Source organism: Peribacillus sp. NPDC055009, assembly GCF_053608705.1.
Genome location: NZ_JBSGVZ010000002.1, coordinates 128,270 through 151,023 on the forward strand (window position 1 = coordinate 128,270; position 22,754 = coordinate 151,023).

Below are 22,754 nucleotides of genomic sequence, written 5' to 3' on the forward strand. Positions count from 1 at the left end.
TTAAAATCACGCCGAAAAACGTTACTTTTCAGCGGGCTGCTATCCATATTTTTACGATATGCTTAACATTGGCAAAGGGCAATTTTCCCCACTTTTGAAAGAGGATAAAAAACATTCATCATGAAACCGCCTGTATATAGTCAAAACTTTCTCACTTTTCTAACATTCTCCGTTTTTTCAAAGACCATCTATGTTAAAATAAGAGAATAAATTTCAGCAAACCTAGTATATCGGAGGGATAACGTTGGAAGTTAATGAAAAAGTTTATGATATTACCATCATTGGCGGAGGCCCAGTTGGATTATTCACTGCATTTTATGGAGGAATGAGACAGGCATCCGTAAAAATCATCGAGAGCCTGCCACAATTAGGCGGACAATTGTCTGCCCTTTATCCTGAGAAGTACATCTACGATATCGCTGGTTTTCCCAAAGTGCGGGCTCAGGAGCTAGTGAATAACCTGAAGGAACAAATGGCAAAGTTCGAGCAGGATATTGTCCTGGAGCAAGCCGTTCAAAAAGTGGAAAAGCAAGCTGATGGAGTTTTCAAGTTAACGACTGATAAAGAAATCCATTACTCCAAAACGATTATCATCACAGCTGGAAATGGGGCTTTCCAACCCCGCCGCATCGAAATTGATGATGCAAAAAAATACGAACGCGGCAACCTTCACTATTTCATCGACGACCTCAACCATTTTGCCGGCAAAAAAGTGGTGGTCTTCGGAGGTGGGGATTCAGCAGTGGACTGGGCCCTGATGCTGGAGCCTATCGCCGAGAAAGTGAGCATCATTCACAGAAGAGATAAGTTCCGTGCCCACGAACATAGTGTAGAAACACTTAAAAATTCAAAAGTTGAAATAAAGACTCCTTACATACCTTCAGAGTTGATTGGTACAGACGGACGAATCCATACAATTGTCATCAAGGATACGAACGGTGAAGATACAGAGACGATGGAAGTGGATGCAGTCATCGTTAACTACGGCTTCGTTTCTTCTCTTGGTCCCATCAAGGAATGGGGACTTGATATCCAGAAAAACAGTATTTTGGTGAATTCCAGAATGGAAACGAATATCCCCGGAATTTATGCAGCAGGTGACATTGCAACATATGATGGCAAAGTAAAATTAATTGCAAGTGGTTTTGGTGAGGCACCCACTGCCGTCAATCACGCCAAACAATATATTGACCCAAAGGCAAAAGTTCAGCCGATGCATAGTTCCTCCATGTTTTAAAAATTACGCAAAAACCCGACTTTCATAGCCGGGTTTTTTGTTGTCCCCAATTCGGTTATTGTGGATAACTTTTTTTCATTACTTATCCACAGCGCTTAACCTTGTCATTCTAAGGGTAAAGAGTAGGGGAAGCCATGAAAGGAGAATGCATAAATGAATATTTTAATTGCTGGAGCCAATGGAACGACAGGAAAGCAGATCATTGGGGAATTATCAAAAAATCCGCAAATGACTGTTTACGGAATGATCCGGAAAGAGGAACAGGCCCAAACAATAAAAGCACTCGGCGGGCATCCAATCCTTGCTGATTTAGAGGGAAATGTGGATAAAGCAGTGGATAACATGGAGGCCATCATTTTTGCAGCCGGATCTGGACCAAAAACAGGGCCCGATAAAACGACAGCTGTGGATAAGAATGGAGCCATTAAACTGGTTGTTGCCGCCTAGAAGAAGGGAATCGAACGTTTTGTCATGCTAAGCTCTGTCGGTTCCGATAATCCTGAACAAGCCCAAGAAGGAATGCACCATTATCTCGAAGCAAAGCATGATGCCGATGAACATTTAAAAGCAAGCGGGCTGACATACACGATTGTCCGGCCGGTTGCTTTGACAAATGAACAAGCTACCGGAAAAATATTTGCGGATGAGAAAGTGGATCATCCTGACAATTCCATTCCAAGAGCCGATGTCGCCGACGTTCTTGCAAAATCAATCACAGAAGAAAAAACATTCAATAAAACATTCGAGATTTCCAGCGGCACCCTCCCAATCACGGAGGCCCTGCACAATATTTAAAGCAGCAAATAACCATGAAAAAGGGCACTTTTTTAGTGCCCCCTTAGACCTTAGACTGTAGTCAAATTTGATGTTTGCCTGGTTTTTTCTTTAATAAGCGCTCCAGCTGTTTTCAGCTGGAGCGTTTATTCGGCCTTCCTGTGGATTTATTCGACCGTCCTCGTACTTTATTCGACCTTCACTGCACTTTATTCGACCGTTCTCGAATTTATTCGACCTTCACTGCACTTTATTCGACCGTCACCGGCACTTTATTCGACCGTCCACGTACCTGGCCCTGTTTTAAAATCATGGTTCGCGATGAGACCATTCCAAATCCCTTTTTCCAATAATAAGGGGGCACTTGTTAAAGTGCCCCCCTTTTCTCAATGATAAGATTTCTTAGCAGTTTTCCGGCGTACCGGCGTTTTTAGCCGTTTTGAAGGAAGACCCGCAACCGCATGAAGCGATAGCATTTGGGTTTTCGATCGTAAAGCCTCCACCCATCATCGTTTGTTTATAATCAATTACCGTTCCATTCAATATATCTGCATCTTGGGCATCAACAAGGATCTTAATTTCAAACTGTTCCAGCTGGCTATCTTTTTCTCCGGGCTCTTGTTCAAAACCCATTCCGTAGGATAATCCACTGCAGCCTCCGCCTTTAACGGCCACTCTTAAAAAGGAACCCTCTTCACCATTTTGTTTCATCATTTCTTTTATCTGAAAAGCGGCAGCTTCCGTTATTTGAACAACTTCACTCACAATAAATCCCTCCTTCTTCTGATATGTGAGATAGAACTATTACTCTTTATAGTATATACCAAAGAAATTCCCACGCTCAATTTTCCAGCTTGAAAAAATTCATATTCCCCCACCTATTTTACCAATTAAAATTAGATCGAAGGCATACACCCTCTATAAGATAAAAGCATGGAATGCCTTTTATGCAAGCAAAAATCAACCAACAAAAAGGTACGGTCGAGTTTTGTAAAAGTTGCTAAATTTTGCCCCGTTATGTTGATTCAGCCGTTAACGCACTTTACTATAATATCTTTGTTTGCCCTCACTGCGGCTTTTCGCATTCGGAGGATTTCTCCCGGTACTTCCCCCCACTACAATGGAAATCATTATGGAAAAAGTAAGCTCCCAGTGGGTTCCCCACAATTTTAGCAATGAGAGATCAAAGACGCGATCAATACATACAAGCTGACGAGTTATTGCGGAGCTTTAAAAAAGGAAAAACATATAATCCTTGCCGGAATCTGTTTACAGATAGCATGGTTATATAGGATCAACAAAAACAAGGAACAAGAAGAAAGATTTTTGAGGTTCGCCCTAAAGGAATATGAAGCACATCCTTCAGCGGCACCCAGGTATCCGAAGCCAGAATCCTATATCTCGCTGGCGACATCTCAAGGAGGATAGGAAATGAAAAGGCAGCCATCAAGTATTTTTCATTAGTATTCGAAGGTCAAAACAATGCCCGGGTAGCCTCCATCATCCAGATGGCGGGACCGCTTTCAGGAACTCAAGCAGCAACGAACACCCCACTCGTTGCTGCAGCACTTATATTAAAAAGGCTGTCCACTAAGGAACAGCCTTTTTATTCACCGTTGATGATTAAAACATTTCAAATTCATCAATGTACTTATATATTTTATCAACCAATTCATCCGTTGTATCACCAAAGACCACTTCACCGTTTACAAGCGCATATAAGTTACTGGAGCATCTGCCGCAATAACCCAGACAACCATATTCTATGATATCCAAATTTGGATCCCGCTCCAATCTTTCCAGAGCCTCCTGAGCGCCGCTGGCCAGATTGCTTACACAAAATTCAATAATCGGGTACATTGTTTCACCTCACAGTTACTAACAAACCATCTTAATACTTTTCCCTTTTACAGTCAATATTTACGCATAAAAAATCAGCCGATTTCAAGATATCGGTTGTGATTTCCTTTTATATTCGTTATACTTTTGTCGGGGTACGTAAATAAAAGAAAATTATCTAATTTTTTATTCTTGCTACTAATTGGGGTATATATATTTAATTAAACTTTAAAGGGGACCATTTGGGGGAATCCTATAGTTAAATGCTAGTCAAATTTTTCAAGAGATCAAATAAAGGGGAAAAATCATATGAAGAATCTAGTCATACTTGGTGGCGGGTATGGTGGTATGCGCATGTTGCAAAGATTGCTGCCTAATCAGCTTCCTGAAAATGTGAGCATCACGCTTATCGACCGTAATCCTTATCACTGCTTAAAAACGGAATATTATGCTTTAGCAGCAGGTACCATTCCAGATCAGCACATCCGTGTTGCATTTCCTGAACATCCTCGCTTGAAGAACGTATACGGAGAAGTACTTTCCATCGATATGGAAAATAAACAAGTCATTATAGAAAATCAAGATCCTGTCGTTTATGATGATTTAGTCATTGGCCTTGGCTGCGAAGATAAATACCACAATATTCCTGGTGCAGACACACATACCTACAGTATCCAAACAATCGATAAATCACGCCGCACATATTCAGCCCTGAATAATTTAGGTGCCGGTGCAACCGTTTCTATCGTTGGTGGCGGACTGAGTGGTGTTGAGCTTGCAAGTGAATTGATTGAAAGCCGTTCAGATTTAAACGTTAAGCTATTCGACCGTGGACCGCATATTCTATCTGCTTTCCCAGAAAGGTTAAGCACCTTTGTCGAATCATGGTTCGATAAACATACAATCGAAATCGTCCATCATTCAAATATAACGAAAGTTGAGCCAAACATTCTTTATAATGGTGACGAGGCCGTTCAAAGCGACGTCATCGTATGGACAGCTGGAATCCAGCCAAGTAAGATCATCCGCGATATGGATATAGAAAAAGACCGTCAAGGAAGAGCCGTTCTGACTCCTCAGCATTTCCTTCCTAATGATGACAGCATCTTTGTCGTCGGCGACTGCGCGAGCCTGCCTCATGCACCTAGTGCTCAATTAGCGGAGTCCCAAGCTGAGCAAATCGTACAGGTTCTTGTAAAGAAATGGGCAAATGAACCACTTCCTGAAAGCTTCCCGACAATGAAATTAAAAGGGACATTAGGTTCTCTTGGGAAAAAACAAGGTTTCGGTCTTGTTGCAAATCGCCCAATCACAGGTAGAGTGGCACGCCTGATGAAATCAGGCATTCTCTGGATGTACAAATACCATAACGGTTGATTCCAACCCATCTATACTACATTTCATAAACTGGCCCAATGAGCTGCATGCAGCTCATTCACGGGTCAGTTTTTCTTATTTCTTCCATTATATATCACTCTTGCATTGTATACCCGTATTTTTCCATCGTTTCCACCACTTTTTTGAGACGCACATTTCCTTCTGCGATGATTTCTCCTTCGATGAGGACCAGTGGATAAAATAAATCTTCCTCGATCATCTTCGCAGCAAAGCTCTTTTGCTTTTGCGTTTCTGGAGGATTATACATATCTATATAGGATATTTTGAATTTCTGCTCAGGAAACTTCCTCGTTAAAGCGGCTTCAAGCCACTCGCATGTATCTTTCGAAGAAGGGAGATTAACACAACTCGCGCAAATTTGCTCCGCACCATATACTTCTATCTCAATTTCTTTCATTACCTACTCTTCCTCCTTCATTTTGAATAATGTTTAAAAACTTCACCTGTTTCCATCATACCAGAATAATATAGATTATATTTCCGCAAAGTTACAGTTGGATTTTTTACTACCTTCGCTTTATAATATGATTAGGAAAGGAGTCGATTGCAATGTCTGAACAAACAATGGAAGTTCAAGTTCAAGAAGTCCTAGATAAGCTTCGTCCGTTTCTTCTTCGTGATGGCGGTGACTGTGAACTAGTTGACGTAGAAGATGGAATTGTAAAATTACGATTACTAGGAGCCTGCGGAAGCTGTCCTAGTTCGACCATTACGCTAAAAGCTGGGATTGAGCGTGCCCTTCTTGAAGAAGTTCCTGGTGTAGTGGAAGTTGAACAAGTTTTCTAATGGCCCTTTAAATAACATGCAGCGTATGGATGTAGGCTCACTTCATCTATACACGTTCAACCTTTTTATACAGGCCGGAATCTTTTCTGGACTGCAATAAAAATAAAGCTGACTCGGCTTTTGCCCTATCAAATTGATACGGCTTGACGCGAGTCAGCTTTTTTATGGACAATGAATGAAGCATGGTTCACGATTTCAAAAATTTCAATTCCTTTTTTTCCTGTTCTGAAAGGGTTGCCGTATAACTGCCTTCATTATCGATTTCCAATTCTTTCACAAGAAATTCCGGAAATGTTTCCTTCAATACTGTGAGTAAACTTTCACTATTTTCTGCGGATGATAAGCATAAAACAGTTGGACCTGCTCCGCTTAGAGCCGCACCAAATCCGCCTTCATTGAGGACAACTTCTTCAATAAGCGCTAAATGAGGGACCAACTCTGCTCTAAATGGTTGATGGAAACGATCACTTTGCATCATTTCACCAACAAGCTTCCAATCTTTAGATAGAACTCCTGCCAGCAAAACATTTGCGGCTGCACTTCCGCTTATCGCCTCTTTATAGGAAAGCGAATTCGGAAGGACATTTCTTGAATCCTCTGTAAGCAATTCAAAATCGGGAATGACAGCAATCACCTTAACTCCCTCGATTGGAAAAGACACGACATCCGTTCTTTCCTCCGTATGCAGGCCCACAACCAATCCACCATACACTGATGCCCCCGCATTATCCGGATGCCCTTCAAAGAGGGAAGCATGCCGATTCTTTTCCTCTTCGGATAATTGAAGTTCACCAACGATGTTCGCCAATTCAATCCCCGCCACAATGGCAGAAGCACTGCTTCCAAGCCCACGCGCCAGTGGAATTTCACTAGAGACGAAAAGCCGGCATGGGGAAAGTTCCTTTCCATAGGATGCCGCCGTTTCCTTGGCAATTTGGACGATATAATTACGATCATCCGTTGGAAAAACAGACATTTCCTCTGAAAGTGGAACGACTTCCCAATGATCTGATGAAGATCCGTGTATTTCCAAGTAAAGTCCTAGCGCCAAGCCGATGGAATCGAATCCTGGTCCTAAGTTGGCCGTACTTGCTGGTACACGGATCAAGAACATCTCTGATTCCGCACTCATGCCTGTTTCACACCCTGCAGATGTTCTAAAATGACCTCTTCATCCATTGGCAGCAATGTCGGCTGAATCGTGCTTGTATTGACTGCCACATTCGGATCTTTCAATCCATTTCCAGTCAAAACGGCAACAATCTTACTTCCTTTTTTGATTTCACCGCTTTTTAATTGTTTATAGATGCCTGCAATGGAAGCACAAGATGCCGGCTCTGCAAATACCCCTTCTTTTTTAGCAAGGAAATGATAGGCTTCCAGAATTTCTTCGTCTGACACCTCATCAATTTTGCCTTTGGATTCATTTGCTGCTTCCACAGCAAAGCTCCAACTTGCAGGATTTCCAATCCGGATGGCTGTTGCAATCGTTTCTGGATTTTCAATAATGCTATCCCGGACAATTGCAGCCGCACCTTCAGCTTCGAATCCTCTCATTTCAGGAAGACCCGTTTGTTTCGATTCGTTATATTCTTTAAACCCTTTCCAGTAAGCCGTAATATTACCTGCATTCCCGACTGGAAGCGCCAAAATATCCGGTGCGGATCCGAGGGCATCACAAATTTCGAAAGCCGCTGTTTTCTGCCCTTCAATCCGGTATGGGTTGACCGAATTCACAAGAGTTATCGGTGAATTCTCACTAAGTGAACGGACGATTTTTAGAGCCTGGTCGAAGTTCCCTTCGATCGAGATGATTTCCGCCCCGTACATGACGGCTTGGGCAAGCTTGCCCATGGCTATTTTCCCTTCCGGGATGACAACGATGCAGCGCAGGTTGGCACGGGCCGCATAAGCCGCTGCAGCTGCCGATGTATTCCCTGTGGAAGCACAGATGATCGTGTCGCTGCCCTCTTCTATCGCTTTGGCGACGGCCATGACCATTCCGCGGTCTTTAAACGACCCAGTTGGATTCGCCCCTTCATATTTTACATGTAAGTCGATTCCCCACTCTTCGGATAATCGATTCAGTTTGATTAAAGGTGTATTACCCTCCAAAAGGGTTAGTGCAGGTGTGTTATCATTAACGGGTAAAAATTCTTTATACGTGCTTATAAGTCCTTGCCAGCTCATTTGATGTCCTCTCCTTCAACTCTGTATGTACTTTTCACTTCTCTTACCATATTGTAATCATGTAATTTCTGTATTATTTGCTCAAATGCAGCCTTTGTGGCAGTGTGCGTAACCAATACAATTTCGGAAGATTCCTTTTCATCCAGAGGCAATTGAAGGATTTTATCGAATCCTACTCCATGCTCGGCAAATAAATTCGTGATTCTGGCTAAAACACCAACTTCATCTTGAACATGTAAACGAATGAAGAACTTAGCGAAAATCTCAGTGGCATCTTTTAATTGTTTCGGATACTGAGGAGAAACGGCACTGCGGCCATTTACGCCCAGCCTCATATTCTTGATGACCGTCACCATATCCGAAACGACTGCAGTCGCAGTAGGAAGACTACCGGCCCCCGGTCCGTAAAACATCGTTTCCCCTACGGCTTCCCCATAAACGTATACAGCATTATACTCATTATTTACCGATGCTAACGGATGTGCTTCCGGAAGAAGTGCAGGCTGGACACTTACTTCGACCCTATCCCCTGCCCTGGAAGCGACGCCGATCAATTTCATTGTATAACCAAGCTTCTTACTATATCTCAAATCCTCTTCGGATATCTCGGTAATGCCCTGTACCTCAACATCATTCAAACCAATGTTCATTGAGAACCCGAGTGTTGATAGGATCGCCATTTTACGGGCCGCGTCCAATCCGCCTACATCGGCTGTCGGATCGGCTTCAGCAAATCCCAGCTCCTGAGCTTCCTTCAATACGTCATCATAAGCTCTGCCTTCCTTGCTCATTTTCGTTAAAATGAAGTTTGTCGTTCCATTGACGATTCCCATCATTTTCGTGATGCGGTCAGAAGATAATCCATCTACAAGACCGCGTAAAATCGGAATTCCCCCTGCAACACTTGCTTCATAGAATAAATCACATTGATTCTCGGTGGCCAATTCCAGCAGTTCCGGTCCATATAAAGCCATTAGGTCTTTATTGGCCGTAACGATATGCTTTTTATTTTTTATAGCTTCTATCAGATAACTGCGTGTTTCTTCGATTCCACCCATCACTTCTATTACAACATCAATCTCGGGATTCGAAAGGATATCCTCAGGATTGTCAGTTAACATTCCTTTATCGACCTCGACAAGCCGCTCCTTCGTCGTGTCTTTGACTAGTATCTTCTTAACGGATATGGAACAGCCCACTTGATGCATGAGCTTGTCCTGATGACTTTCAATGATTTGTACGACTCCTGAACCGACTGTACCTAACCCCAATAAACCGATCGAGATGGCTTTCATATTTTGGTTCCCCCTTAAAAACTGTTTGCCTGAAGAAAACATTTGTATTTGTATAGTAGACATTATAAGTTTAATTCAAATAATTATCAATAGTTAGAAAAGATGGATGCACGAACTTTTTTCGCCCATCCCTTGAACGAGTAAGAACGGGTAAAGCTAATTTTTTTTATAGGAAAACCATTTTGCTGATTATTACTTAACGCTTTTCAATGAATCATTTGTACCCATTGCAATATGTGGTTTTTGCACGGGATCCATCCATTTCAGTAAATTGAGGACATTCTTTTCGGCTGTGGCTGTACATCCCGCAGTCGGCTTTGTATCCCCTCTCCATACATGAAGAAAGATTGCACTGCCTTTTCCTTTTATGATGGGATTCGTATTATAATTAATGACCGCGCCATACTTATAGAGTTCATGATTCATCCTTTCGAAAGACTTCCATTTAACTGCAGGATTTCCTTTATAGGTTTTCCACTTGTTATAATCATTGGATGTCTGATCGTCAATCCAGTAGTCATATTTGGTCGTTTTCTTATAACCCATTTTCATTCCGGTTGGCTTCGTTCCACTTCCAAAAGACGTACCGAATGAATAAATTCCAACCGGGGATTTTCCATCACCCTCTTTTTTGCTCTTCGTGAAGCCGTTCTTTCCAATGACACCCTCCATCTTCTTCAATGCCCGGCGCCATTCCCCTTGTTTCTTTTCATACGTTTGGATCGTAACCTTTGTATCACTCATCGCTTTTCCTGTCACCGATACAACTTGTTTAACGCCTTTTCTACTATCGAATTTCTTTAGAAGGGCGTTTTCACTGGTGCCGAAAACCTCATTAGCATCTGCCATATTGATATATGCTGTCTTTTTCGAGTGACAGACCTTATACCAGTTTCCAGTTCTTCCACTTGCCGATAATTCTTTGTTTTTCTTATAAGTTATTAATGTTTTGCTTGCAGCCGACGCCTTTTCCTTCACATCCGCAGCAGACTTCATGACAATCTTGAATTGATTTGCTTCGCAATTTGTTTTCGTTTCAGCCTTTGCAAGATTTGTCGTTTGGATGATTAAAAGAGCTAAAAGGGCGGCCATCATCAATCTTTTCATGGTCCCATCCTTCCGTAGTGATTAAATATCTAATTATTCTAAAAAATCTTGTTATCATCATAACATAGTAAGTAAGGATGAATCATATTTCTTTCCCGTTTTTATCTAAATCCAGTCAATTTTAGGCAAATCATATTGCTTGGCCGGGACCTCCGCCAATTCATAAAAATGTTTGAGGAAGGACTCATATTGTTGTGAGGATTTCGTGATGGAAGATATTTTATCCTCCAACTCATTCGACCTTGATTCCGTCGTTTTTGAAAAATACTCTTCCACAGTTTCAAAATAATGAATGGGAAATAGCATCCTCGAATATAACAACCGGGCTGAAAAGCTGGAGAATGGTTCTATGGATTGATATTCGTGAAAGAATTGGCCAATGCCCCGTTGATGGGTATGCACATTTTGAAAATAGTGTTCCCTCACCCATTCTGCGACATCCCTGGTTCCATGGTCGAATACCCAATCGAACGGATTTTTCATCCACTTATTGCTTTTCCACGTATCATGTAAAAAACGTTCATAACAAACCGTTCCACTATCGACAATTTGCGGGGTATCATCAATTTCCGTGTCGACTAAATATTGAATCGCATTTTCACCCAGGACCATATAATAGGGAAAGGTTTCTATAAATAATTTTTCAAACTGGTTATCAGGATGGGCGTTGAGCTTATCCCGCCAAATCTTTTCTAACTGATCGATCCTTTGTTCCCATAGTTCTTTCCATTTACCGATCCTTGAACATGTTCGAATCGTTTCATTAATATTTCTCCCACGCTGATGAAATCTTGCCAGGCGTCTTCCTGGATTGAAATTTTTCGGACCTTCCAATGCCTGATTGGCAAGAAGGATGAATAATTGTTCATCCGCTTCCGAAACATAACTTCCATGATTGGCAAGGACAAAGGCGGATACGTGACGATCTCCTTGTGAAATCAGATGTTGAGACATTTTATACCTTTCCACTAATTCCTCCTGCTCCATATTTTCAATGGGAACGATGCTGTAAACCATATTTCCTGAACGGAAGCTTGGAAACCTGCTATTGGCTTCTTCAAGCTCCACCTGTATGCCATAATTATTAAAAATGATTTCTTCTATCATGGAATGGCCCCCTTCATCAAATGGATATAATAGAAATATTGGACATCATATACTTATATATATGTGGAATAACCCGTTTTCTGAATGATTATCGAAACCTTATTAGAAATTCGGATCAAAACATCCTTCATGGCTTTTCATTTTAATCAAATCAACCTACCTGCATTAGAACTATCCCTTTAAAATATAGAGAAATGGGTGATGACATGGCTAATATTGAACAATCAATGTCTGAAAAAACGGCTCGAAGATGGCTAATTGAACGAGGAGTGAAATTGGAGGATATCGCTGAGCTAGTCATGTATTTACAATCTGGTTACCATGAAAATCTCCAAATGTCCGATTGCCTTCACAATGTCGAACGGGTCCTTTCAAAACGCGAGGTCCAAAATGCCATCCTTACCGGCATTCAGTTGGATATTTTAGCTGAGAAAAAGCTGCTCGAGGAGCCTCTGCTGAGCATAATTGAAATAGATGAAGGTCTATATGGGGTCGATGAAATATTGGCTTTTTCAATTGTGAATGTTTATGGATCGATCGGCTTTACCAATTATGGTTTCATTGATAAACAAAAGCCGGGAATCTTAAAATATCTAAACGATAAAAGCACAGGTAAGGTGAACACCTTTTTAGATGATATCGTTGGAGCGATTGCAGCTGCCGCTTCAAGCCGGCTTGCCCATAGAACCGAAAATGCAGAATAAAACGGCATGAAAAAAACAGGACTGCAATCGCAGGCCTGTTTTTTTCATTCGAAGCTCCATAAGTCTAGTGTGTCCACCACATGCGTAGGCTGCTCCTTATATTGCTTTAGGCGTTCTTTTGTCGTCACGCCAGTATGTACAAGCAGTGTATCGATCCCTGCGTTAATGCCGGCAAGGATATCCGTATCATAGTTATCGCCAACCATGATTGTCTCTTCTTTAGGTACCCCTAATACTCTTAGTGCTTGCTCCACTATAACGGATTCAGGTTTTCCAATGAAAATCGGCTGTACCTGAGTCGAAACGGAAACAACGGATGTCAAGGAACCATTCCCAGGCAAAAGGCCTTGCTCAGTTGGAATGGCAATATCACCATTGGTCGAAATGAAAACAGCCCCATTTCTAACAGCAAGACAGGCCTTTGACAACTTTTCATAATTGATGCCGCGGTCGATGCCCATTACCAGAAAATCTGGATGCTCTTCGACAAGCTTCATTCCTTTTTCCTTAAGAGCCTCGATGATGCCTTCTTCACCCACCACATAGACCGATGCATCCTTCTTTTGTTCGGCTATGTAATTGGCAGTGGCCATGCTTGTCGTGAAAACCTGTTCATCCTCTGTTGAGATGCCGATGCTTCTTAACTTATCCGCTACTTGTGCCGGAGTCCGGGATGAATTATTGGTGACGAATAAATAAGGGATATCCCTTTTCCTTAGGTCATTGATAAACCCTGCCGCTTCCGCAATTTGTTCAGTTCCGCGATACATGGTGCCATCTAAGTCAATTAAATATCCTTTATACGACTTCATTTGAATTCGCCTTCCTAACGCTGCTAGTTTTTAAAAGCTGATACAGGTCCCAATTCATTTGTTAAATAGTTCCTCACCAAATCAGGGAATTGCTTGAATGCCTCGATATTTTCCGAAAATACGGCATGCAGTTCTTTGTGATTCACTTCAATGAAGTCTTGAACCAGCATTTTCCTTAATGGCAAAACCTTTTTGAATTGTATCGCTTTTTCTTCTGAAATCACTTTTTCATCTTGAAGGATATCGATAATATCTTCATAACTTCCTGGATCACGCATAATGAAACCATCAATTACCGCATTTCCTACATCCAACACGGAATCGATGGAAGTTTGTATGAGCCTTTCTGCGATAAGTTCCGAAAGGTCTCCATCCCAATTATCATGCCCTTCAAAAAGTCCAAGCTGCTTTTCAAGAAAACCTAATATTTGTTCAATTTTTTGGCGGTCTACAAAGTACATTATTTCCAGATCCTTTCTGATCTAAGATGATATAGGGAATCATTGGTTGAATGAGCGGCATAGTTAAGACCCTGTGCCGAACCAACCTTATTCCTTGATAATACCATAGCTTCTCCCTTACTCTCAATTCCTTCAACCCCAACCATTGTACAATCCAATTACTAACAGGTGCATTGACTTACACATTGCCTTTTCACAGGAGGGGGCATTTTCCGACGTCCACTCCAAGAAAACCAATTCATGATTCCATTTATATTCTTAACCACTTTCATCTAATCGATAACGCAATGATTGCTCGAGGTTCTGAAGCATCATGGGGAGGGATTAATTTCTACACTCGGCAGCCCAGAAAAATGTCTGTTCCCCTATTGAAGTCACTTTGTTATGATGGAAATACAAATGTGAAGATAAGAAGGGAATGAGACTATGGAAGATCGTTTTTATTTATACAATGACGTCGTTGATTCAAAAACCCGGTTCATAAGCTTCATGGGAGAGGAATCAAGATTCGATTTGGCCATTACGACTACCGATCGGTTTTATGGAAAGAAGCTTGTTTTGAATATGCAGAGTAACCGTTTCGCGATTATTGGGCCTGATGATTTAGAAGAGGAAGGCTATCTTGAGCACGCCTTTCAGTTGTCAGAAGCGGAAGCCGAGGAACTGCGTCACTTTTTAATGGAAATCGTCTGAGTGCTGAAGTTTTTTTCTTAAACGGGAAAACCTACTGAATGTAAGATCGATTACATGAGGGGGGATTATCTTGGACAAAGAAGAATACCACGATTTTTCCAATGTCGAAAAACAGAGGGATTATTTAATTCCTGAAGAATTTCCCGAAGGACCTTTTGGATCAGCCATTGCAAAAGATGAACCAGTCCAGAATAAAAACACACCGTGGCAGGAAGGGCAACGATATCAAAGTGCCTTCAATTATGAAAATAAATCGTTGCATGAAGGCTTACCTCGACAATATCCTGGTGCTCATCCGACACATGATGATCCAGAAAAAGATGAACAGCCTCCATATAAAGGATATGGTAACTCTTAACGTGGAAGGGCCAGAGTGAATTCTGGCCTTTTTATTTCTTTACTTTCTTCACGACGAAATAAGGACAGCCAAAATTGCAGTATTCATATAAATATTCACTAAGCGTGCTTATCTTTGTATCGAAGGTCGCTTTCTGATTGGAATCATCAAAAAATCCACGCAGCCTCAATTGTCCGTAACCCCAATCCCCTACTATATAATCATACTTCGTTAAAATCTCACTGTATCTGGCTTTAAACGCTTCTTCGTTATAGCCTTCCCTTTCATCTTCAATTATTTCGTAGGTCATGTTATTGATGGTAATCATTGTTTTCACCTCTCATAAATACATTTCTTCTTTAAATTATAACTGATTCCCCATCAATTACTAAGCGAAAAATAGAGAAATATGTTCATCCTAAAGTTACGGGGGTGTTATTGATGAAAAAAACGATAATAACGATAGGTTTAAGCTCGATTATTGCACTAACCGGATGTGCTGATAAAGAAAAAGACCAGGGGCTCGGTGCAAAAAACAATGCAGGCAACCCAACAAACGTAAATAATCCAACTCAATATTATGATGAGGATTATCGTAATAATGACAACAAAAGTGATGATTTTGGTTTTACTCGCACCAATAGTGCAACCATTGACGGCCGTAACATTTCCAACAAAGCTGCTTCCATTGACCGTGAACAATTGTCTGATGTCATTTCAAAACTTAGTGTTCAAATTCCAAATGTCAATGACGCCGCTACACTCGTTACTGATGAGGAAGTACTTGTCGTATATGATACCAATGACAAGGATCGGACGGAAACCGCCGACCAAGTTAAACGTACTGCCATGTCCGTCGTGCCTCGCTACTATCATGTCTACGTCAGTGATGATTATCAAAACCTTGCCCAAGATGTCGAAAATTTCGCTACAGTGAAATCCGGCAGCAAAGGGATTGACTATACGATCGAACAAACGATCAAAGAAATGCTGAAATCGCCTCAAGGATACAAAATGAGTGACGCAGAAAATGAAAATGGAGAAATGGTTAACGATAAAAGAGATCATCATGATAACATCCATCAAAAAATGGATAACCGTTGAATAAAAAAGGACCGAATTTTTTTCGGTCCTTTATTTCTCTATTTCAATAATTCTTCACCTTTGTTTTGCTTATGTTTAGCCGCAGCATTAACTTGTTCATCGGCATGGTAGGATGAACGGACAAGCGGACCGGATTCACAATGGCTGAAGCCTTTTTCCAATGCACGTTCTTTCAGTTCGGCAAATTCCTCAGGCGTATAGTATTTCAGCACCTTTAAATGTTTTTTAGTCGGCTGTAAATACTGGCCGATTGTCATGATATCGACATTATTAGCCCTTAGGTCATCCATGGTCTCAAGGATTTCCTCCCGCGTTTCACCCAGACCTACCATTAAACTGGATTTTGTCGGGATTTCCGGATACAGTTCCTTGGCTCTTCTTAAAAGCTCCAAAGAACGTTCGTACTTGGCCTGAGCCCGTACACGGTCGGATAAACTTCTGACAGTCTCTATATTATGGTTAAGGATATCTGGTTTAGCATCCATCAATGTCTTGATATTTTCAAACACTCCGCCCATATCAGACGGTAATACTTCAATAGAAGTAAATGGATTTTTGCGACGGATCGCACGGACTGTTTCAGCGAAAACTTCAGCGCCTCCATCCTTTAAATCATCACGGGCAACAGCTGTAATGACGACATGCTTTAAATTCATCAAAACAACGGAATCGGCAACACGCTCAGGTTCAGCCCAGTCCAATTCATTCGGACGTCCAGTTGTAACAGCACAAAAACGGCATGCCCTTGTACAGATTTCACCTAAGATCATGAAAGTAGCCGTTCTTCTCACTGCCCAGCATTCGTGTATATTCGGACATTTTGCCTCTTCACAGACTGTATGAAGATTTTTCTCGCGCATCATATTTTTTAAACCGAGGTAATTTTCGTTAGTATTAAGCTTTATTTTCAACCAATCTGGTTTACGAAGAATTTCTTTATTTGTAGAAGACATGAAAATGCCACTCCATTCTATAGAAATTAACACACCCTACTTTAACAATAAAAAAGCATTTATACAAGTTATAGTTGGTTTCCCATTATTTATTTTTCATGTTTATAGCTAAATCAGCAAAACTATAAAAGATGGATGGACTGATGTATTTTAATTACGGAGAATGTCATGAAAGGAGCCTGCCCCGTTGAATAAATTATTCCTTCTTACCATAACTTGTTTGTTAATTTTGAATGCACCAGGCCAAGTGGCTGATGCTGCCGATACCCCAGATGCTTATCCCGGGAGAATGGAGCTATATAAAAATATGGAGGCTACTCTCCAAATCCCGTGGTATTACCTTGCTGGAGCAGATCAATATGAGCATAGCCTCAGGGCTGCACGAAGGGACTTAGAGCCGGCAAAGGGTTTAATAGGCATCCACATCGAGCCTTCAAAGTGGAGCGGGGCCCTCAATCCTGACTTAAATGACGTGAACCCGCTCACGATCACATTTTTTGACGGATTGGGCCAGGATGGAAATGGTGATGGAAAAGCAGATATCAATAATGATACCGATCGATTGTATGCTTTTTCGAAGCATCTCCAATCTTATGGTGCAGATGAAGATAATATCCGGATCGGCTTGTGGGATTATTATAAACGAGATAAAGCAGTCAGCATCATTATCGGCAATGCCGAGATTTATAAGAAATATGGCCGGTTGGATTTACATGAAAAGGCCTTCCCTGTTCCCGTACGGACTCATTATACGTACTTGAATACATGGGGAAGCGCTCGTGGATGGGGCGGAAGGAGAATCCATGAGGGCACTGATATTTTTGCCGATTATAGCCTTCCCGTTCGTTCCACCAGCTATGGAATCATCGAGATGAAAGGCTGGAATAAATTCGGCGGTTGGAGGATAGGGATACGGGATTTAAATAATACCTATCATTACTTTGCCCATTTAAGCGGCTTTGCCAAAGGGTTGAAAGTCGGACAAATCGTCGAGCCCGGACAAGTCATCGGAGGTGTCGGCAGTACAGGTTACGGTCCTCCGGGAACTTCGGGAAAATTCCCTCCGCATCTTCATTACGGGATGTACAAAGACAATGGAATCACAGAATGGAGCTTTGATCCTTACCCTTATTTAAAATTATGGGAAAGGAAAGATTTGGCTAAAAAACGAAAGTGAGCGGCGTGAATTTTACGCTGCTTTTTTTTGATTTCAACATAAACCCCTGAACTTGATGCATAGGTATTAGTAAAGGGGGCTAAAGCGTGTTCCGAAAAAGATTTCGACCGAAGAAATTCCGAAAAAAGGGGCCTCTTCCCACCCGAAAAGTATTTCTCTATTCATTCATCCTGTTTATCATATCAAGCATCATGACTCTTTGGTACGTGGACAAATCAATCGAACCCGTGATCATGAGTGTAGCCGAATATGAAATCAAACGGATTGCAACGGAAACGATTCATGAATCGGTTGATGAAAATATAGCCAAGGTCGATATGAACAAAATCATCACCAACAATAAGGGTGGTAAGGACTCCAGTTCCTCCTATAGCTTCAATCCGGTCATATACAGTGAATTGCGGGCTAACATAACGAAGGATATTCAAAAGAAACTTGGCATCAAACAGGGAAATCCTTTTAAAACAGGTTCAGCCAAAATAAACGATGAACAATATAAAAGTGTGGTCTATTATATACCATTTGGTGTTGTGACCGGGAATAACCTCCTTTCCAATTACGGACCAGAAATCCCAGTGAAAATGTCGGTCATCGGGAATGTTGAATCGGATTTGAGGACAAAACTGACAAACGCAGGCATCAATAATGTTTATTATGAATTGATTGTGGATTTTGATGTCAATATTCAAATCGTCATCCCCTCTTTCACAAAGGAGACCAAGGTGAGTCAGGAAGTGACAGTCGGAAGCCTGTTGATCGAAGGTGATGTTCCAAGCTATTTTAGTAACGGAAACGGTTCGGTGGCACCTGCGATCATGAAGGAAAACAAGGAATGACAAAACCAGCTTATCCTTGAGGTTAGGCTGGTTCTTGTATATTTAGACATTTCATGATAAGCAAATGCAGGTTTTTATTCAAGTCCACTTCATAGGGCTCTTTTATCCGCTCCCCATCTTCTTCCAGTATCCTTATCATGGGGCGGTCACCAATCCCCTCATTTTGAGCGGATACTACTCCTTTCCTTCCATCATTCAATTCTACTGATAGACCATTAGGATAAATGGCAACCGCCCGGCGGAAAGCCTCGATGATCGTATTGTCGAACTTTTTCCCGACTCCGGCATAAAGAACTTCCAAACCTTGATGCGGCAGCATGGCCTTACGGTAAACCCGATTGGAAGTAACGGCATCAAACACGTCGGCAACGGCAATGATCTTGCCGAAATAATGGATTTCATCCCCCTTTATCCCACGGGGATATCCAGATCCATCTAACCTTTCATGATGCTGATAGGCACAGTTCGCAACTAAAAGTGAAACGGTATGAACATTTTTGATTAGATGAAATCCGTAATCGGCATGTTTTTGGATTTGTTCAAACTCCTTTTCCGTCAGTTTGCCGGGTTTATGGAGGATTTCCAAAGGCACGAGCATTTTGCCGACATCATGTAAAATCGCCCCCAGCCCAAGAATTTCAAGATTCTTATTATTGATATTCAATTCCATCCCGATCGCCAGGGTATATAAGGTCACATTGAAGGAATGAGTAAAGATATAGTCATCGTATGTATAAACGTCGGCCAATAAAGTCATTAACTCCTTATTCCTTTTCAGCTCGTCCATGATGTTCCGGACTATTTGAGTGAACTTGACGTTAGCCTGCTCTATCGTGAATGATCCATCAAGGTTCATTTTGTTCTTTATGTCCAGGAAAGTGGTTTCAATCGTATTAACGGCTTCTCTTCTAAGTTTCCCGGACACTGGGGGCATTGGAATGATGTCATCCGTCCTGGAATCTTGAATGTAAACAAAGGGTATATTAAGGGACACCAGTCGATTGATCATTTTCTGCGTTAATGTAAGGCCCTCGCACAATAGGACATGGCCCCGCTCATTATAGATGTTTTTACCGAGCCTTGCTCCAGGGCTTAGGGACTTTGTAATAGCTAGCCTCATACTTGTACCCCATCTCCCCATTAAATATTTGTAAATCAAACCGTTTCTTTCCTTTATAAAGATTATCGGAAAATATTTTGATAAATGAATCTGTTTGAATATATTTATTGAAAGAATATCAGCATTTTAAAATAAAAAAATAAGGCCCCCTTCTAAAAAAAAGAAAGCCCACCTTTTCAAATCATTTTGATTAATGCCTCTTTACCAATCATTCCCGGATGAATGCCCTTTTCCACAGCCTCCCAGGTAACCGATTCAAGCGGCGCTTCCAATAACTCTTCAATCGATTTAACTCCTGTAGCCCTCCCTGCAAGGATTTTACGATGTTTCAATTTATCATTCAGCAGTCCAACATCTAACGCACCGCACATTATATACCCTTTTTCGGACGCGACAGCAAGTAAATTCGTTTTTGGAAGTCGGACAGAAATGGCTAGGAATGTATGATTATCAAGAATTATTGGTATCATGTTAATCAATTGGTTTCGCCCCTCTCTTCCCCATACTTTATGAAAAAAAGGGCGAAACCGTGATTTAGCGTTAGGCGTTTGTGTATATTTTTTTCAGCTTCCATAAAAGGATATCCCGTAAGAATTCCGGCAGCAGGTATTTCTTGCGATTGGAGCGCTGGATACTTGGAAAGAAGTGCCCAAATGTAAACATATCAGGTATGGCCAGTTTATAGGACTTATCCGCCTGCAGTTTCTCTCCTTTTATAAGAATCCCTTTTACGATACCATTCTCCATTTCGTTAAATTCAATTTGATCATAATGCATGACTCCCATTATGTTTCCGCGGAAACCGAAACCTTTCACCTGAATATGTGGCCATTCCGCATTTCTCGATTGCATTAAGATTTCTTTTAATTCATTCCCATTAACTTCAACGACGCAAGGGTTGATGGGATGTGGACAGATTCTGTGAATATCCCCTTTTGTGACAGGACCGTCCGGCAGCCCTTCAAGCAAGAGGCCTGCATTCAAAAAGGAACAATCCGCCTGACTCCACTCCCTTAGGGCCTCCCCTAGGATTTCCGTCAAAGGACTTACTTTGAACCAATCATTATCCAGTGCTTTTGGTAAGTCCACTGCAACCTGTTTTAGCGTTTCCCCTCCGGCCTGGTATATCTCTTCAATCCATGACCGTTCATTCTCCAATTCCAAAAAGTCATTGGTATCATAAAGAATGGCACTCTTCTGGCTAATTTCCCTTTCCTGATTGACGGTCATTTCCACCTGTCCAACAAAGAAGCCATATTTCCCGGCACCGCAAAGGAGTGTGTCATTGATCAATCTCCCCTGGTGGAGAATGTGGTGGGTATGCGCGCCAAGTATGATGTCAATCTCCGGAAAGTCCTCTGCCATCCTCTCATCATCATGGATGCCCAGGTGGGAAAGGATGATGATTACATCCGCCTCTGTTTTGACCCTTTCAAGCTGTGCCTTTAACTCCACGAACGGTTCTGTTATTTCCCAGCCCATCGCAGAGTAAAACTTTTGAAAAAAGGCTGTCAAACCTATCAGGGCGATTCTGGTGCCTTTTACCGTTGTATGTATCCAATATGGCAGCGCCCATTCCGGCCTTTCATTATCACTGTAATAAATATTGGCTGCCAAGACCTTGAACCTTGCATGATCATATAAGGAGTCTAACGCATCATGAGGTAAAGTGATCCCTTCATTATTGCCGATGGTCACATATTGGTAGCCCGCTTCATTCAGCAGCTCAATATTTCCTTTACCTAACGTACCTTCTGTATATGGATGCCAGCGGTCCACATGATCGCCTATATCCAGTATGATCGCTTCTTCTCCCGTTTCTTGATGAAGTTTTCTTCTTTCTTTAAGAAACTTATCAATACGAGGCCAATTCTCAAAATGACTATGGAGATCATTGGTGTGATATAAATGAATGATTTCTGACATCATTTCTCCTCCTCGTTTATCCTGTAATACCTTGGTATATAAGACGTAAACCAATGATTATCAGCACTATTTTCAACATATTTTCCAGCGACGCACTCTTTAGGCGCGTATTGATGAATGCGCCCAATTTAGCACCGAACCAAGCACCCGGAATCAGGGCAAAAGCATATGGCCAATTAACATTTCCAAGGGAAATATGGGTAATCGAATTAGTGATGGATGATAAAAATACCATGAACATCGAAGTCGCTACAGCCATATGCGGAGGGAAGAAGAAAAGTAGCATCATGACGGGAACCATTAAGGCCCCACCGCCAATTCCAAATAATCCGGAGCTGAATCCCACGACAAAGGAAATCAATACAGCTAACACGGGGTGATAACCATAAGAAAATGAATGTCCATTTTCAGTTTCATACGTTTTCACTATTTTCCCTTTTCCAGGCTTGAAAAGCATTGGCTTCAAACGATTTTTCACTAATAACACAATGGCCATGAAAACCATGAAAATACCAAAGTACAATGAAAAAGCTTCGGCGTTAAGATTTTTATTCACATATGCCCCTATTATTCCACCAGGCGCACTGCCAATAAAAAAGATTAAGCCGGCCTTATAATCCACCACTTTATGTTTTAAATAAGATAAAGTAGAAGATAAGCCGGTAAAAATCATGATTACGGTTGAAACACCTACAGCGACCTGAGGAGTCAGCTCATCGATAATATTTGTAGATGTACCTAAATATAAAAGAGAAGGTACAATGATGATGCCGCCTCCAAGACCGACAAGAGCTCCGATCGCTCCCGCAAATAATCCAATACCCACTAATACTAACCATACCATGTAGAAATCCGCCTTTACCTGTTTGTGAGGATATAACCTCTACTAGTTGTCACA

At 41.5% G+C, this 22,754-nt stretch carries 27 protein-coding genes and 1 pseudogene; 12 read left to right on the plus strand and 16 right to left on the minus strand.

The window, feature by feature from the left end; genetic code table 11:
• Positions 1 to 244: 244 nt before the first annotated feature.
• Together ACWF5P_RS04405 and ACWF5P_RS04410 are read left to right on the plus strand one after the other, a co-directional pair.
• Positions 245 to 1,237: an FAD-dependent oxidoreductase gene (locus tag ACWF5P_RS04405; protein ID WP_434168044.1), complete on the plus strand. Its 993-nt coding sequence runs from the start codon at positions 245 to 247 to the stop codon at positions 1,235 to 1,237.
• Between the two features lie 153 nt (positions 1,238 to 1,390).
• Positions 1,391 to 2,032: pseudogene (locus ACWF5P_RS04410) on the plus strand (SDR family oxidoreductase).
• 381 nt (positions 2,033 to 2,413) lie between these two features.
• Here the strand turns inward: ACWF5P_RS04410 and ACWF5P_RS04415 are convergent.
• Positions 2,414 to 2,776, minus strand: coding sequence for a HesB/IscA family protein (locus ACWF5P_RS04415; protein ID WP_101223634.1), 363 nt, complete (start codon positions 2,774 to 2,776; stop codon positions 2,414 to 2,416).
• A gap of 242 nt (positions 2,777 to 3,018) precedes the next feature.
• Here ACWF5P_RS04415 and ACWF5P_RS04420 point away from each other — a divergent pair, with 242 nt between their 5' ends.
• A complete protein-coding gene (locus ACWF5P_RS04420; RefSeq protein WP_452444655.1) occupies positions 3,019 to 3,156 on the plus strand; it encodes a DUF2225 domain-containing protein in 138 nt (45 codons plus the stop codon).
• A 64-nt stretch (positions 3,157 to 3,220) separates the two neighbouring features.
• Positions 3,221 to 3,439, plus strand: coding sequence for a DUF2225 domain-containing protein (locus ACWF5P_RS04425; protein WP_434169738.1), 219 nt, complete (start codon positions 3,221 to 3,223; stop codon positions 3,437 to 3,439).
• Between the two features lie 195 nt (positions 3,440 to 3,634).
• Here the strand turns inward: ACWF5P_RS04425 and ACWF5P_RS04430 are convergent, their stop codons facing one another.
• Positions 3,635 to 3,871 (minus strand): YuzB family protein, encoded by a 237-nt coding sequence (locus ACWF5P_RS04430; RefSeq protein ID WP_063234046.1) that lies wholly within the window; start codon positions 3,869 to 3,871, stop codon positions 3,635 to 3,637.
• 288 nt (positions 3,872 to 4,159) lie between these two features.
• On the opposite strand from ACWF5P_RS04430, the gene ACWF5P_RS04435 reads away from it, so the two are divergent.
• Positions 4,160 to 5,227 carry an NAD(P)/FAD-dependent oxidoreductase gene (locus tag ACWF5P_RS04435; RefSeq protein ID WP_402943721.1) on the plus strand — a complete coding sequence of 356 codons (1,068 nt, stop codon included), beginning with the start codon at positions 4,160 to 4,162 and terminating at the stop codon, positions 5,225 to 5,227.
• A 94-nt stretch (positions 5,228 to 5,321) separates the two neighbouring features.
• On the opposite strand, the gene ACWF5P_RS04440 is transcribed toward ACWF5P_RS04435, so the two are convergent.
• Positions 5,322 to 5,645, minus strand: a complete 324-nt coding sequence (locus ACWF5P_RS04440) for a YuzD family protein (protein WP_434168047.1) — start codon at positions 5,643 to 5,645, stop codon at positions 5,322 to 5,324.
• Positions 5,646 to 5,797: 152 nt separating this feature from the next.
• Here ACWF5P_RS04440 and ACWF5P_RS04445 point away from each other — a divergent pair, with 152 nt between their 5' ends.
• Positions 5,798 to 6,034: a NifU family protein gene (locus ACWF5P_RS04445; protein WP_034310199.1), complete on the plus strand. Its 237-nt coding sequence runs from the start codon at positions 5,798 to 5,800 to the stop codon at positions 6,032 to 6,034.
• A 187-nt stretch (positions 6,035 to 6,221) separates the two neighbouring features.
• Here the strand turns inward: ACWF5P_RS04445 and thrB are convergent, their stop codons facing one another.
• From thrB to yutH, 5 genes are all read right to left on the minus strand, one after another.
• Positions 6,222 to 7,166, minus strand: a complete 945-nt coding sequence (gene thrB, locus ACWF5P_RS04450) for a homoserine kinase (RefSeq protein WP_101223637.1) — start codon at positions 7,164 to 7,166, stop codon at positions 6,222 to 6,224.
• Complete coding sequence (gene thrC, locus ACWF5P_RS04455; protein WP_434168049.1) at positions 7,163 to 8,224, minus strand: threonine synthase; 1,062 nt, start codon at positions 8,222 to 8,224, stop codon at positions 7,163 to 7,165. The genes thrB and thrC overlap by 4 nt, the downstream gene beginning before the upstream one ends.
• Positions 8,221 to 9,519 (minus strand): homoserine dehydrogenase, encoded by a 1,299-nt coding sequence (locus ACWF5P_RS04460; RefSeq protein WP_230176201.1) that lies wholly within the window; start codon positions 9,517 to 9,519, stop codon positions 8,221 to 8,223. The genes thrC and ACWF5P_RS04460 overlap by 4 nt, the downstream gene beginning before the upstream one ends.
• A 192-nt stretch (positions 9,520 to 9,711) precedes the next feature.
• Positions 9,712 to 10,626, minus strand: coding sequence for a L,D-transpeptidase family protein (locus tag ACWF5P_RS04465; RefSeq protein ID WP_434168050.1), 915 nt, complete (start codon positions 10,624 to 10,626; stop codon positions 9,712 to 9,714).
• Between the two features lie 105 nt (positions 10,627 to 10,731).
• Positions 10,732 to 11,733, minus strand: a complete 1,002-nt coding sequence (gene yutH, locus ACWF5P_RS04470) for a spore coat putative kinase YutH (RefSeq protein WP_402943708.1) — start codon at positions 11,731 to 11,733, stop codon at positions 10,732 to 10,734.
• A 206-nt stretch (positions 11,734 to 11,939) separates the two neighbouring features.
• Here yutH and ACWF5P_RS04475 point away from each other — a divergent pair, with 206 nt between their 5' ends.
• Positions 11,940 to 12,437, plus strand: a complete 498-nt coding sequence (locus ACWF5P_RS04475; protein ID WP_063234039.1) for a phosphatidylglycerophosphatase A family protein — start codon at positions 11,940 to 11,942, stop codon at positions 12,435 to 12,437.
• A 44-nt stretch (positions 12,438 to 12,481) separates the two neighbouring features.
• Here the strand turns inward: ACWF5P_RS04475 and ACWF5P_RS04480 are convergent, their stop codons facing one another.
• Complete coding sequence (locus tag ACWF5P_RS04480) at positions 12,482 to 13,249, minus strand: TIGR01457 family HAD-type hydrolase (RefSeq protein WP_230176198.1); 768 nt, start codon at positions 13,247 to 13,249, stop codon at positions 12,482 to 12,484.
• 23 nt (positions 13,250 to 13,272) lie between these two features.
• Positions 13,273 to 13,710, minus strand: coding sequence for a DUF86 domain-containing protein (locus ACWF5P_RS04485; RefSeq protein WP_101223642.1), 438 nt, complete (start codon positions 13,708 to 13,710; stop codon positions 13,273 to 13,275).
• Between the two features lie 426 nt (positions 13,711 to 14,136).
• Here ACWF5P_RS04485 and ACWF5P_RS04490 point away from each other — a divergent pair, with 426 nt between their 5' ends.
• Positions 14,137 to 14,403, plus strand: a complete 267-nt coding sequence (locus ACWF5P_RS04490) for a DUF3055 domain-containing protein (protein WP_098371475.1) — start codon at positions 14,137 to 14,139, stop codon at positions 14,401 to 14,403.
• 70 nt (positions 14,404 to 14,473) lie between these two features.
• Positions 14,474 to 14,761, plus strand: a complete 288-nt coding sequence (locus tag ACWF5P_RS04495) for a cytosolic protein (RefSeq protein ID WP_434168051.1) — start codon at positions 14,474 to 14,476, stop codon at positions 14,759 to 14,761.
• A 31-nt stretch (positions 14,762 to 14,792) separates the two neighbouring features.
• Here ACWF5P_RS04495 and ACWF5P_RS04500 read toward each other — a convergent pair whose 3' ends face one another.
• Positions 14,793 to 15,068 (minus strand): YutD family protein, encoded by a 276-nt coding sequence (locus ACWF5P_RS04500; RefSeq protein WP_101223644.1) that lies wholly within the window; start codon positions 15,066 to 15,068, stop codon positions 14,793 to 14,795.
• 113 nt (positions 15,069 to 15,181) lie between these two features.
• Here ACWF5P_RS04500 and ACWF5P_RS04505 point away from each other — a divergent pair, with 113 nt between their 5' ends.
• Positions 15,182 to 15,844, plus strand: a complete 663-nt coding sequence (locus ACWF5P_RS04505) for a YhcN/YlaJ family sporulation lipoprotein (RefSeq protein ID WP_434168052.1) — start codon at positions 15,182 to 15,184, stop codon at positions 15,842 to 15,844.
• Positions 15,845 to 15,882: 38 nt separating this feature from the next.
• On the opposite strand, the gene lipA is transcribed toward ACWF5P_RS04505, so the two are convergent.
• Positions 15,883 to 16,797 carry a lipoyl synthase gene (gene lipA, locus ACWF5P_RS04510; protein ID WP_063234033.1) on the minus strand — a complete coding sequence of 305 codons (915 nt, stop codon included), beginning with the start codon at positions 16,795 to 16,797 and terminating at the stop codon, positions 15,883 to 15,885.
• Positions 16,798 to 16,984: 187 nt separating this feature from the next.
• Here lipA and ACWF5P_RS04515 point away from each other — a divergent pair, with 187 nt between their 5' ends.
• Both ACWF5P_RS04515 and yunB read left to right on the plus strand, forming a co-directional pair.
• On the plus strand, positions 16,985 to 17,974 hold the full coding sequence (locus ACWF5P_RS04515; RefSeq protein WP_397315513.1) for a M23 family metallopeptidase: 990 nt from the start codon (positions 16,985 to 16,987) through the stop codon (positions 17,972 to 17,974).
• An 86-nt stretch (positions 17,975 to 18,060) separates the two neighbouring features.
• Entirely contained in the window at positions 18,061 to 18,810 is a 750-nt protein-coding gene (gene yunB / locus ACWF5P_RS04520; RefSeq protein ID WP_101223646.1) for a sporulation protein YunB, read from the plus strand.
• A gap of 22 nt (positions 18,811 to 18,832) precedes the next feature.
• On the opposite strand, the gene ACWF5P_RS04525 is transcribed toward yunB, so the two are convergent.
• The 4 genes from ACWF5P_RS04525 to ACWF5P_RS04540 all read right to left on the minus strand — a co-directional run bounded on the left by ACWF5P_RS04525 (position 18,833) and on the right by ACWF5P_RS04540 (position 22,700).
• Positions 18,833 to 19,930 (minus strand): HD-GYP domain-containing protein, encoded by a 1,098-nt coding sequence (locus tag ACWF5P_RS04525; RefSeq protein WP_427573638.1) that lies wholly within the window; start codon positions 19,928 to 19,930, stop codon positions 18,833 to 18,835.
• A gap of 176 nt (positions 19,931 to 20,106) precedes the next feature.
• Complete coding sequence (locus ACWF5P_RS04530; protein ID WP_101223648.1) at positions 20,107 to 20,409, minus strand: YunC family protein; 303 nt, start codon at positions 20,407 to 20,409, stop codon at positions 20,107 to 20,109.
• A gap of 61 nt (positions 20,410 to 20,470) precedes the next feature.
• Positions 20,471 to 21,856, minus strand: a complete 1,386-nt coding sequence (locus tag ACWF5P_RS04535) for a 5'-nucleotidase C-terminal domain-containing protein (RefSeq protein ID WP_434168053.1) — start codon at positions 21,854 to 21,856, stop codon at positions 20,471 to 20,473.
• A gap of 16 nt (positions 21,857 to 21,872) precedes the next feature.
• The gene (locus ACWF5P_RS04540) at positions 21,873 to 22,700 is read right to left on the minus strand and encodes a sulfite exporter TauE/SafE family protein (RefSeq protein WP_101223650.1); all 828 of its coding nucleotides are present in this window, start codon (positions 22,698 to 22,700) and stop codon (positions 21,873 to 21,875) included.
• Between the last annotated feature and the right edge of the window lie 54 nt (positions 22,701 to 22,754).